The 12,663-nt window shown below is 63.4% G+C and carries 8 protein-coding genes; 7 read left to right on the plus strand and 1 reads right to left on the minus strand.

Annotation, left to right across the window (positions count from 1 at the left end):
• Positions 1-84: 84 nt before the first annotated feature.
• The 7 genes from WG908_RS02715 to WG908_RS02745 all read left to right on the plus strand — a co-directional run bounded on the left by WG908_RS02715 (position 85) and on the right by WG908_RS02745 (position 9,410).
• Positions 85-1,353, plus strand: a complete 1,269-nt coding sequence (locus WG908_RS02715; RefSeq protein WP_340185034.1) for a serine hydrolase domain-containing protein — start codon at positions 85-87, stop codon at positions 1,351-1,353.
• Entirely contained in the window at positions 1,350-3,281 is a 1,932-nt protein-coding gene (locus WG908_RS02720; protein WP_340185035.1) for a bifunctional 5-dehydro-2-deoxygluconokinase/5-dehydro-2-deoxyphosphogluconate aldolase, read from the plus strand. Before WG908_RS02715 ends, WG908_RS02720 begins: the two co-directional genes overlap by 4 nt.
• Positions 3,278-5,110: a 3D-(3,5/4)-trihydroxycyclohexane-1,2-dione acylhydrolase (decyclizing) gene (gene iolD / locus WG908_RS02725; RefSeq protein ID WP_340185036.1), complete on the plus strand. Its 1,833-nt coding sequence runs from the start codon at positions 3,278-3,280 to the stop codon at positions 5,108-5,110. Before WG908_RS02720 ends, iolD begins: the two co-directional genes overlap by 4 nt.
• Complete coding sequence (gene iolE / locus WG908_RS02730; RefSeq protein WP_340185037.1) at positions 5,110-6,003, plus strand: myo-inosose-2 dehydratase; 894 nt, start codon at positions 5,110-5,112, stop codon at positions 6,001-6,003. The genes iolD and iolE overlap by 1 nt, the downstream gene beginning before the upstream one ends.
• Complete coding sequence (gene iolB / locus WG908_RS02735) at positions 6,000-6,827, plus strand: 5-deoxy-glucuronate isomerase (RefSeq protein WP_340185038.1); 828 nt, start codon at positions 6,000-6,002, stop codon at positions 6,825-6,827. Before iolE ends, iolB begins: the two co-directional genes overlap by 4 nt.
• Before the next feature lie 4 nt (positions 6,828-6,831).
• Positions 6,832-7,779 carry an alpha/beta hydrolase gene (locus tag WG908_RS02740; RefSeq protein ID WP_340185039.1) on the plus strand — a complete coding sequence of 316 codons (948 nt, stop codon included), beginning with the start codon at positions 6,832-6,834 and terminating at the stop codon, positions 7,777-7,779.
• A gap of 119 nt (positions 7,780-7,898) precedes the next feature.
• On the plus strand, positions 7,899-9,410 hold the full coding sequence (locus tag WG908_RS02745; protein ID WP_445326659.1) for a CoA-acylating methylmalonate-semialdehyde dehydrogenase: 1,512 nt from the start codon (positions 7,899-7,901) through the stop codon (positions 9,408-9,410).
• A 420-nt stretch (positions 9,411-9,830) separates the two neighbouring features.
• Here the strand turns inward: WG908_RS02745 and WG908_RS02750 are convergent, their stop codons facing one another.
• Complete coding sequence (locus WG908_RS02750; RefSeq protein ID WP_340185041.1) at positions 9,831-11,924, minus strand: TonB-dependent receptor; 2,094 nt, start codon at positions 11,922-11,924, stop codon at positions 9,831-9,833.
• Between the last annotated feature and the right edge of the window lie 739 nt (positions 11,925-12,663).

Raw genomic sequence — 12,663 nt, forward strand, 5'->3', positions numbered from 1 at the left:
TAATTCCAATAAATTATGAAATAGAAATAACATTCCGATATGGACGCCGTTATGCAAATAGCCACGAAACAATTGGATCCCGACATGTCGTCGGACGGCGGCGCAGGAGGCTGGGCGCCGATCGATGCGATGATCCGCGACGTGGTCGATCGCGGGCTGCTCAGTGGCGCGGTAACGATGGCGTGGCATCGCGGCGGGCTGGCCCACGCGTCGGTAATCGGGTGGCAGGATGTCGCCACCGGCACCCCAATGCGGACGGACACGATTTTCCGGCTATTCTCGATGACCAAGCCAGTCATGGCGGTCGCAATGATGATCCTGCGTCAGGAAGGGCGCTGGGCGCCTGAAGACCGGCTCTCCGACCATCTCCCCGAACTCGCCGGGTTGGAGGTACTGCGCGGGGTGGACGCCGGCGGCATGCCGATACTCTCGCCCCCCGCGACGCCGGTGCTGATCGAACATGTGATGACCCACCGCGCCGGTTTCACCTACGGGTTCAGCGACGAGCCGGTGGACCGTGCCTTTCGTGCGGCGGGCGTACCGATCGTCCCCCATGACTTGCCGCTCGCCGACTATCTCACGCGGCTCGCCCGCGCGCCGCTTGCCTTCGATCCTGGCACGGGGTGGTGTTATGGCGTCGCCATGGACGTGCAGGGCGCCCTTGTCGAGCGGTTGAGCGGCATGACGTTGCGCGACTTCATGATCGAGCGAATCTTCACGCCGCTCGGGATGGTCGATACCGATTTCGTCGTGCCGGCATCGAAGCGCGACCGCTTCGCCAGCCTGTACGTGCTGCCAGGCGACACCTTGCTGGAGGCGAGCGCCGAAGGTCCGATGCCTTACGACAATATGGCACATATTCCGGCAAACGCGCTCATCCTTCCCTATGACCGCATCCCTGCCTTCGCATCGGGGGGCGGGGGGCTGGTCTCGACGGCAGGCGACTATCTGCGCCTCGCCCGAATGCTGCTGAACTGCGGCGAACTGGACGGCGCGCGGATTTTGAGCCCGGAGGCGGTGACGGAGATGACGCGCAGCCACACGCCGCCGGCGCTGCTGACCGGCGCCTATGGCACCGCGCCGCACGTCCTGCGGCCGGGCTATGAATTTGCCTATAATGGGGTGGCCGTTACCGATCCTGTTGCGGCCGACGTGCGGCTGGGACGCGACACCTATTTCTGGGATGGCGCGGCGGGGTGCTGGTTCTGGGCAGATCCGACCAACGATGTTGCATTCGTCTGCCTCGTCCAGTTGCTGGCCGACGCCGAGCGCCTGTCGCTGCAATTCCGTAGCCGCGGGCTGGTGGCCGATATCGTCGCGGGCGGGGCGCGACACGGGGGAGACGACAATTGAGCGACAGGGCGGCCGCGATCAAATCTCTGGATATCATCACGCTGGGGCGGTCCAGCGTCGATCTCTACGGGGAACAGGTTGGCGGACGGCTGGAGGACATGGGCTCGTTCGCCAAATATGTCGGCGGCAGTCCCACGAACACCGCGGTCGGCGCCGCGCGGCTGGGCCTCAGGACCGGACTCATCACCCGCGTCGGTGCCGATCACATGGGACGCTTCATCCGCGAGGAGCTGGAACGCGAAGGTGTGGACGTCACTGGCGTGGTCAGCGACCCCGACCGCCTGACAGCGCTCGTCATCCTCGGCATCCGCGATCCCGACACCTTTCCGCTCATCTTCTATCGCGAGAATTGCGCCGACATGGCGCTGTGCGAGGCGGACATCGACGAGGCTTTCGTTGGCTCGGCAGGCGCGCTGCTCATCAATGGCACGCACCTGTCGCGTCCCGATGTATTCGCCGCGAGCGTGAAGGCGGCGAAGGCGGTGAAGGCAGCGGGCGGTCGCGTCGTGTTCGATATCGACTATCGCCCGGTGCTGTGGGGCCTGGCCGGCAAGGACAATGGCGAGGACCGCTTCGTCGCCGACGCGGATGTCACTGCCGCGCTCCAGCGCGTGCTGCCGCTGTGCGATCTGATCGTGGGAACCGAAGAGGAGGTGCACATCCTCGGCGGGACGACCGACACAATGGCCGCACTGGGCGCGATCCGCGCAAAAAGCGCGGCGCTGCTGGTGTGCAAGCGCGGTGCCGACGGCTGCGTCGCTTTCCCGGATGCGATCCCCGGCCGGCTGGGCGACGGCGTCGTCGGGCGCGGCTTCGCAATCGAAGTGTTCAACGTGCTGGGCGCGGGCGACGCCTTCATGGCCGGGTTCCTGCGCGGCTGGCTGCGCGGCGAGCCGATCGAAACCTGCTGTACCTATGCCAATGCCTGTGGGGCGATCGTCGTGTCGCGTCACGGCTGCGCGCCGGCGGAACCAAGCTGGCAGGAATTGCAGATGTTCCTCGCGCACGACAACTGGCCGCTCCGCCTGCGTGACAGCGCCGCGCTGGAACAGGCGCACTGGTCTACTAACCGCCATCCCGAATATGTCGACCTGACCGTGCTCGCGATCGACCATCGCAGCCAGTTCGACGAATTGGTCGCGACGCTGGGCACTGGCAATCTCGACCACATACCCCGCTTCAAGGAACTGGCGCTGCGCGCGCTGGAGCGGGTGGCGCGCGACCACCACGGCTACGGCCTGCTGGTGGACGGGCGCTATGGCGCGCGCGCGCTGGAAGCGGCAGCGGACACGCCCTATTGGGTTGGCCGTCCGATCGAACTGCCTGGCTCGCGCCCGCTGCAGTTCGAGGGCGGACGCGAAGCGGCGACAATCCTCGCCGACTGGCCGCTCGACCATGTCGTCAAATGCCTGGTCTTCTACCACCCTGACGACGACGCCGCTCTGCGCGAGGCCCAGGATCGCCAGATCCTGCACTTGTTCGAAGCATGCCGCCAGACCCGGCACGAATTGCTGTTGGAGGTGATCGCGTCCAAGCACGGCCCGGTCGCCACCGACACGATGGCGAGGCTGGTTGGGCATTTCTATGGGCTGGGCGTGTATCCCGACTGGTGGAAACTGGAGCCCGCCGTCGAACCGGCGGCCTGGACCGCGGTGGAGGCGGTGATCCACGAGCACGATCCCTATTGCCGTGGCATCGTGCTGTTGGGGCTGGCCGCCACGCAGGACGAACTGCTGACCAGCTTCGCCGCCGCGGCGACCAGCCCGATGGTGAAGGGGTTCGCGGTAGGCCGCACGATCTGGGCCGAGCCGGCGGCGAACTGGCTGGAGGGTACGATCGACGACGAAGGCGCGGTGGAGGCGATGGCGGCGAACTTCTCCATCCTGGTCGATGGTTGGCGCGCGGTACGCGAAAGGCAGGCGGCATGAGCGCGGCGACGATCCGACTGACAACCGCGCAGGCGCTGGTGCGCTGGATGGCGGCGCAACATGTCGCCACGGACGGGGGCGAGGTGCCATTCTTCGGTGGCGTTTGGGCGATTTTCGGTCATGGCAACGTGGCGGGTATGGGCGAAGCCCTTGCCGGCGTGGGCGACGCGTTGCCAACCTTTCGCGCGCACAACGAGCAGGGGATGGCGCATGCCGCCATCGCGTTCGCCAAGGCCAACCGGCGCGAACGCGCGATGGCCTGCACCACCTCGATCGGGCCGGGCGCCACCAACATGGTGACCGCAGCCGCCCTGGCGCACGTCAACCGGCTGCCGGTGCTGTTCCTGCCCGGCGACGTCTACGCCAGCCGCCGCCCCGATCCGGTATTGCAACAGATCGAAGATTTCGGCGACGGCACGGTCAGCGCCAACGACTGCTTTCGCCCGGTCAGCCGCTACTTCGACCGGATCAGCCGGCCCGAGCAAATCCTGGACGCCGCGCCACGCGCAATGACCGTGCTGACCGATCCCGCCAGCACGGGTCCGGTGACGCTGGCACTCTGTCAGGACGTGCAGGCAGAGGCTTATGATTGGCCAGAGAGCTTTTTCGCGCGGAAGGTATGGCGGCGGCGGCGACCCCGCCCGGACGAGGGGGAACTCGCTGCGCTGGTCGACGCGATCCGCGCGGCAGAACGTCCGCTGATCATCGCCGGCGGCGGCGTGCTCTATTCACGCGGCGAAGAGGCGCTGGCAGCTTTCGCGCACGCGACTGGCATACCCGTCGCAGAAACCCAGGCCGGCAAGGGTGCGCTGGTGTGGGACCAGCCCGAGGCACTCGGCGCGATCGGTGTCACTGGCACCAGTGCGGCCAACCGCGCCGCAGCGGCGGCGGACCTGGTGATCGGCATCGGCACGCGGTTGCAGGACTTCACCACCGGATCGCGCACTCTGTTCGGCGGCGCGCTGTTTCAGGTCAACGTCACCTCGCACGACGCGGCGAAGCATCATGGGCAAGGCGTCGTGGGCGACGCGCGTGCGGTGATCGAGACGTTAACGGAGAAACTCGGCGACTGGCAGGTGCCGGTGGCATGGCGGGAAGCCAATGCCATTGCAGTGTTGGAGTGGAACGTTGCGGCCGAGGCGGCGACGACTCCCTCCCACGCGCTGACGTCCGACGCGCAGGTCATCGCCGCGGTTTGGCGGCAGGCCAGCACCGACACCGTCGTCGTCTGCGCGGCGGGCGGACTGCCTGGCGAACTGCACAAATTGTGGCGCACGCACCGGCCAGGCGGCTATCATGTCGAATACGGCTTTTCATGCATGGGTTACGAGATCGCTGGCGGGCTGGGCGTGAAGATGGCCGATCCGGCGCGCGACGTGGTCGTGATGGTCGGCGACGGCAGCTATCTGATGCTCAATTCGGAACTGGCGACCTCGGTCATGCTGGGGTTGAAGATCACCGTCGTGCTGCTCGACAACCGTGGCTATGGCTGCATCAACCGGTTGCAGCAGGCGACCGGCGGGCGGCCCTTCAACAATCTGCTCGCCGATACGCGGCACGAAACGCTGCCTGCGATCGACTTTGCCGCCCATGCCCGCAGTCTGGGCGCGACGGCGGAGAAGGTCGCCGGCATTTTTGATCTGGAGAAGGCGCTCGCGCGCGCCGCCGCTTCGCCGAAGAGCTATGTCATCGTGATCGACACCGATCCGAGGATCACGACCCAGGCCGGCGGCCATTGGTGGGACGTCGCGGTGCCCGAGGTCTCCATCCGCGATGAGGTCGCCATCGCCCGGGCCCGCTACGAAATAATGAAGAAGGAACAATCGTGATGACGATCCGCTGGGGCGCCAGCCCGATCGCCTGGGCCAATGACGACTTGCCCGAGCTGGGGGGCGACACGACGCTCGACGCGCTACTGACCGATGTGAAGGAGATCGGCTTCGATGGCGTCGAGCTCGGCAACAAATTTCCCCGCGACCCTGCCACGCTGAAGCCGATCATGGCCGGTTACGGTCTGGACATCGTCGGCGGATGGTACTCGTCCAACCTTCTCGTTCGCGACGCCGACGCCGAGATCGAAGCGATGACGGATCATCTGGCGCTCCTCGAAGCGATGGGATCGAACGTGTTCATCCTCGCCGAAACTTCGAACGCGGTGCACGGCGACCGATCGAGCCGGCTCGACACGCACCCGCAGCTTGCCGACGATGCGTGGGTGCGTTTCGGCCAGCGGCTGGACGCGGTAGCGGCCTATGTCAACGGACAGGGCTTGTGCTTCGCCTATCACCATCATTGCGGCACCGTCGTCGAGAGCGCCGCCGAACTCCGCCGCTTCTTCGAGGTGACCGGCGACCATGTCGGGCTGGTACTCGACACCGGCCACGCATTCTGCGGTGGAATCGATCCGGTCACAATCGTGCACGAGCGACTGGAACGCGTGAACCACATCCACTGCAAGGACGTGCGGGCCGCCCGGCACAAGGCGTTCCTCGCGAACGGCAGCAGCTTTCTCGACGGCGTGATCGGCGGCATGTTCACGACGCCGGGCGATGGCGATTATGATTTTGCGCCGTTCATGCGCGCACTTGCGGGGGTGGATTACACGGGCTGGATCGTCATCGAGGCGGAGCAGGATCCTGCGATCGCGAATCCTCGCACCTACCAGCAGCTGGGCCTCGATACGCTCAAGCGTCTCGCCCGCGATGCCGAGCTGGTCATATGAGCTTGCGCGTCCGCAGCAAGACGCCCGACGCCAGCGGCGTCGTGCTTGACATCACGCCGCAGAGCGCGGGTTGGCGCTATGTCGGCTTTCGGGTCGTAAGGCTTATGGCCGGCCAGGCCTATGACGGGATCGAGCATGGCCGGGAGGCTTGCCTCGTCATTCTCTCGGGCACGATCGACGTCATCTGCGGCAATGAGCGCTTCAACAATGTCGGTGAGCGGGCGGACGTTTTCGACGGTCCGGCCACCTCGGTCTATGTGCCGGCTGGAACGCCCTACAGGATCGAGGCGGATGGCGTCGCCGAGATCGCTATTTGCACTGCACCCGGCACGGGGAAAGGTCGCCCACGCGTCATATGTCCAGAGGATGTCGGCCTTGAGACGCGGGGACAGGGCACGAACACGCGCTTCGTACGCAATATTCTCGATGACAAGGCCGAAGCCGAGAGCCTGCTCGTGGTCGAGGTAATCACCCCCGGCGGTCATTGGTCGAGCTATCCGCCGCACAAGCATGATCGTGACGTCTATCCAGAGGAAACCTTCCTCGAGGAGACTTATTACCACCGGCTGTCGCCGCAGCAGGGCTTCGCATTCCAGCGCGTCTACACCGACGATCGCTCAATTGATGAGACAATTGCGGTGGAGGACGGTGACGTCGTCATGGTGCCGCGCGGCTATCATCCGGTCGGGGCGCCGCACGGCTATAATCTCTACTATTTGAACGTCATGGCAGGACCGCGTCGCAATTGGGTCTTCGCAAACGACCCCGCGCACGAATGGATCGTGCGCTCGCCGTCACAGCCAACCCAAACCCCAGGAGAGTGAACCCATGGCCCTCGATCCGGTCCTTCAGCAGATTCTAGGCCAGCTTCCGATCCCTTCCGGCGAGATCGACTTTGCAGCGATGAGAATGGAAACAGCGCCAATGGCGCCCCTGTTCCATGGTCCGGAGGGACCGATCGTGGTCGGCGCGGTCGAGGACAAGGCACTTTCAGGCCCCGCTGGCAACAGTGTAGCGATCCGCATCTTCCGTCCGGCCGGCGCGCCCCTCGGCACTCTGCACTTACTCCACGGGGGTGGCTGGGCTGTTGGGGGCATCGATTTTGTCGAGCCGCTGGCCCGGCGCCTGACGCGCGATCTCTCGATGGTCGTCGTCACCAGCGCCTATCGGCTGGCGCCCGAGCATCCATTCCCGGCCGGCTTCGAGGACTCGCTCGCCGCAGCGCGCTGGGTCCTTGATCATGTCGGCGAGCTCGGCGGCGCGGTTCACCCGGTCGTCATCGGAGGCGAGAGCGCCGGCGGCAATCTGGCCGCCGCCATCGCCCTGGAATTGCGCGAGACCGCCGGCAAGAATTTCGACGCGCAGTTGCTCTTCTTCCCTGCCGTCGATCTTCGCAATGAGGCGGATAACTATCCGTCCCGCCGCGCCAACGCCGATCCGAGCCTGCGCACAGAGACTTTCCCGCAGATCATGGGAGGCTATTGCGGCGGGCACGATCCCGCCGACCCGCGGATTTCACCCCTCGCCGCGGAGCGCCTCGACAATTTGCCTCCGGCCGTGGTCGTGGTGCTGACCGTCGATCCGTTGCACGACGAGGCTGTCGCCTATGCCGATCGGCTGCGACAGGCGGGCGTGGCGGTCGACATCATCGAGTTTGACAACCTGACACATGGCTTCGCTAACCTGTCGGCTCTGGTGCCGGCGGCGGCTGATGCCACTGACATGGTGGTCGATCGCCTGAACTCACTGCTCGCCAGGCCGGGAAGCGACGCATAGCTGGAATCTCGAATGACTGCGGGCGCCAATCGCAGTCCCGTGCGGACCAGGCCGCCGCGAAAAAAATCCCAAGGAGTATAGTTGTGGCAAGTACGAGCCTTCGTGACGTTCAGCATTTTATCGGCGGCCAGGCGGTCGCGTCAGCCTCGGGTCGGTTCGGCGACGTGTTCGATCCGAACGTCGGCCGCGTGCAAGCGCGCGTCGGGCTTGGTACTGCTGACGAGTTGAACCGCGCTGTTGAGGTTGCGGCGGCGGCTCAGCCGGCCTGGGCGGCTATCAACCCGCAGCGGCGCGCGCGGGTGATGTTCGCGTTCAAGCAACTGGTGGAAGCGGAAATGGATTCGCTGGCGCGGCTGCTCGCCTCTGAACATGGCAAGGTGGTCAGTGATGCCAGGGGCGACATCCAGCGCGGCCTCGATGTGGTGGAATTCGCCTGCGGCATCCCTCACCTGCTGAAGGGAGAGTACACAGAGGGTGCCGGGCCGGGGATCGACGTCTATTCGATGCGTCAGCCGATCGGCATCGGCGCGGGCATCACGCCGTTCAACTTTCCGGCGATGATCCCGCTGTGGATGAGCGCGGTCGCGATCGCGACTGGCAACGCCTTCATTCTCAAGCCGTCGGAGCGTGACCCCTCCGTGCCGGTGCGCCTTGGCGAACTGTTTCAGGCGGCAGGCCTGCCCGACGGCATCTTCCAGGTCGTCCACGGCGACAAGGAGATGGTGGACGCCATCCTCGATCATCCCGCGATCGGCGCGGTCAGCTTCGTCGGCTCATCCGACATTGCGCAATATGTCTATTCGCGCGGCGTCGCTGCGGGCAAGCGTGTGCAGGCGATGGGCGGGGCGAAGAACCACGGCATCGTTATGCCCGACGCAGATCTCGACCAGACCGTCGCAGACCTGTGCGGCGCGGCTTTTGGCTCGGCGGGCGAGCGCTGCATGGCGCTTCCGGTCGTGGTTCCGGTTGGCGCGGAGACCGCCGAGCGGCTGAAGGCGAAGCTGATCCCTGCGATCGGGGCGCTGCGCCTCGGCGTCTCCACCGATGCCGATGCCCATTACGGCCCGGTCGTCACCGCCGAGCACAAAGCCCGGATCGAACGTTGGATCCAGACCGGGGTGGAGGAGGGCGCGGAACTGGTCGTCGACGGCCGCGGCTTCACCCTACAGGGGCATGAAAATGGCTTCTTCGTTGGTCCCAGCCTGTTCGACCACGTCACACCGGACATGTCGTCCTATCGCGAGGAGATTTTCGGACCGGTGCTGCAAATCGTCCGCGCGTCGAGTTTCGAGGAGGCGCTCGCGCTGCCATCCCGACACCAGTACGGCAACGGCGTGGCGATCTTTACTCGCAACGGCGATGCCGCGCGTGAATTTGCGCAGCGTGTCAATGTCGGCATGGTCGGTATCAATGTTCCGATCCCCGTACCTGTCGCCTATCACAGCTTTGGCGGCTGGAAGCGCTCGGCATTTGGCGATCACAATCAACACGGTATGGAAGGCGTGCACTTCTGGACCAAGGTCAAGACCATCACCCAGCGCTGGCCCGATCATATGCTTGCCGAAAGGGGCGCGGAAGATGGCGGTCCAAGCCGAAACATGGGTTCGTTCGTGATCCCGACCATGTCGTGAACGGCCAAACGTTCATCATCGCTGCCCGAAGTGGTCCTACCCGACGCGAGGGAGAAGGAGTCGCCAACGGACGGAAACATGGAATGGCTTGAGCCGGCAAGTGACGCCCAAAAAATGCTTGTCTGGTCGTAGATCTAGCGCCAGGCGGGTGCCTGCGCGTCGACGGCGATGATAAAGCTTGAGGATGATGTTTTTATCCCCCCGAGATCGGGGATCATCGCCTCGCGCAGCAGATATTTCTGGACCTTGCCGGAAACGGATGTTCTCAAGCGCCGTACGAACTGAACAAAGTGCGACGAGTCAGACTCTTCGCACTTTGATATAACCGGTCAATAAGAGCCTTAAGCATGCCCATGGACAAATGCGCTTGCTCAATCTCCGGCCCTGCTACCCACATTGTTTTCGACAGATAAAGGCGACCTAGAACTTGAGGTCCAGGGCAAGACCGAGCTGGCGGAAGCCATTGTAGCTGAGATTCTGGATATGGTCGCCGGGGAAGAACGGATGCCCCTGCACTGTGGCGACAAAATGTTCGTTCGTGCAGTTGCGGCAGAACGCACGGAGGGTCCAGCCCATCGGTTTCTGGGTCAGGGCAAGCCCAAGATCGACTGTAGTGTAGCCCTTCTGCTCGGCGCTGGGGTTCCCGTTCGACAGGAAGTTGTAGGAGGATTGTGAGCTAATGCCGACGTTCAGTGTGGCGGCGAAATCGTCGCCCAATGGCTGTTCGTAACTTACGTCCACCAGTCCCTTCCATTCTGGCGCGTTCGGCAGTCTCCTGCCGGAAGAGTCCGTGACTCCGTTCACGCAGTCCGGCTGCCCAACATAGCAGGTATCCCCCGTGAACGAGATGAAGCGGGCATCCGTGTATGCAAGTCCTCCGCTTAGCGTCAGGCGCGGCAAGGGGCGAGCAATGATCTGAAGTTCCGCGCCACGAGTGCGGAGCTTGCCGGCGTTCTGAAGCAGAAACGACAGATTGGTGAAATCGATGCTCTCCGCCTGGAAATCCTTGAACTCCGTGTTGAACGCAGAGACGTTGACGGTCAGCTTGCGGCCAAAAAACTGAGCCTTCGATCCGATCTCGAAATGGGTCGATATCTCTGGACGTACATATGAGAAGGAATATTGCGCATATCCCGGCCCCTTATAGCCGCGCGCGGCGGTGCCGTAGACCATCCAGTCGTCGTCGAAATCATATTGCAGCGTTGTGCGCCAGGAGAAGTTGGTTTCTTTGCGGCTTTGCTCGTCCTCAGCCGCAACCGGCAGAAGTGACAGAACGCCTCCCCCCGCCGTGTTTTCAAAGCGCATGTTTATGGTTTCGTGCGTGAGACGGGCCCCCGCGGTCAGCTTCAAGCTGTCGGTAAGCCGATAGGTGCCCTGCCCGTAGACAGCATAGCTGCCGAGTTGCTGGCGCCAAAAGCTATCGGACCCGAGAATTGTCGTGAAGCCAGGAGGCACTGGCATCCCGAGCGTAGCCGCCAGCAGAGAGCTTTCCTGAACACGGGCCTTCAACAGGTAGAGCCCCACCTGATAGTCGAACCTGCCGCCGGTGGGCGAGGTAAGCCGCAGCTCGTCGGAAAACTGCCTCGCCGTGATCCCCCCGCCGAAGAACTGGACGAGTGGCAGCGGGCTATAGTCAGGATCGAACGCCTGGGATGTTTTGAAATCCCGGTAAGCGGCGATGTTCGTAAGCCTCATGCCGCCATCGAATTCGTAGGAAATCTTCGCCTGGCCGCCACCGACGCGCAGATCATAAAAGGTTGGCCCATCATACGCGCTCTTCGAATTACTCACGCTGGGAGTGATGCCAAGCGCCGGAAGTATCGAAGCGAGGGGGCTTGCGGGCGTCACGACGCGGAAGCTCGCAACGCCGCCGCCGGCCCCGCGCGAATCCATATAATCGCCAGACAACAGGATGGAGAGGCGATCGGTCGGCTCCCAAAGGATCTTCGCAGACCCTCCGATCTGACGCAGGCCGCCTTCAAAATCAGGATTTGGCACAACATTCTTCTGAAGCGCCGAGTTTTTTACGTAGAACCCATTGATACGTATGGCCGCGTCGCTGGAGACCGCAAGGTTTGCGATCCCCTGCACGCGGAACAGGGATGTATCGTTCGCGTTGTCGAGCTGTCCATATTCCGAAAACAGGCGACCCGAGTTGCTTCCAAGCTGCGGATCATTGGTGCGGATATTGATCAACCCCGCGGAAGCGTTCTTGCCGAAGAGGAATCCTTGCGGTCCGTTCAGCACCTCCACCTGAGCCAAATCCGTGAAATTGATGACGCCCAGCTCGGATCTGATCAGGGTCACATCGTCGAGCACGACCGCGACGCTCGGCTCCACCGAACGCTGGAAGCTCGCCGTCCCCACGCCGCGAATCGCAAAATTGGTTCCCTGCGCGTTGGAGGCGTTGTTCTGCGTGACAAGGCTCGGCGAGAGCCGGCCCAGATCTTCCGGATTTTGGACGCCCTGTTCACGTAGGGTTTCACCTTCGATCGCGGTGAGGGTGATCGGCACGTCCTGCAGCCGCTCCGGCCGACGGTTCGCAGTTACGATAATATCTGCGAGGGTAGCATCAGCGTTGGACTTGGCGGCGGGTACGGGGACCGCTTCTCGCGACGTGCCACTTTCTGAGCGGGATTGAGCGAGAGCAAGCCCGGGGACAAATACCCAAGCGGCCGTTGCGCACCACAAACCGTACCGTAGCCTCATCATTCCCCTCCTAAGGACATATGTCTCGCTCTTTCGATTAGCCTATTATGGAATGATAGTTCTGTCAATAAACCATGTGGAATAATATTTTCGAATATGAGGGGTGATTGCCCCCCGCTGAGACTGGGCGATCGCGGATTGATCCTTACGATCCACACTTGGCGGAGCCGGCTTAAGACAGGTCATGAAAGCGACCACTCGGCAAAGCCATTGTAGCTGCGGAAACCGAAGAATGCCGAAAATCCTATCGCGCCTCGGGAGCGGCGCGCGAAAGGTGTGATTGCGCAGGGCATTCTGGCTCCATGCGCCGATCTGAGTCGGAAATGTCCTACCATTGTAGAATGTATCTTCCGTAAAATCTCATGTTCGGAATACTTACCGCTGGAGTCGGTCGGGAGCCGCCGGAAGGCGGTGCGCATGCAAGCCATATTTCTGGTTCCACGCCGTAACGATTTTGACGTGGTAGAAAACGTGGCGCTGACTTTGGTTCGGCGTACATCTGCGGACCGCCGCGGGCAGATATGGAACCGGATTGTATCGTGGG

It is taken from the genome of Sphingobium anseongense (assembly GCF_037725245.1).
In the GTDB taxonomy this organism is placed as follows: Bacteria; Pseudomonadota; Alphaproteobacteria; order Sphingomonadales; family Sphingomonadaceae; genus Sphingobium.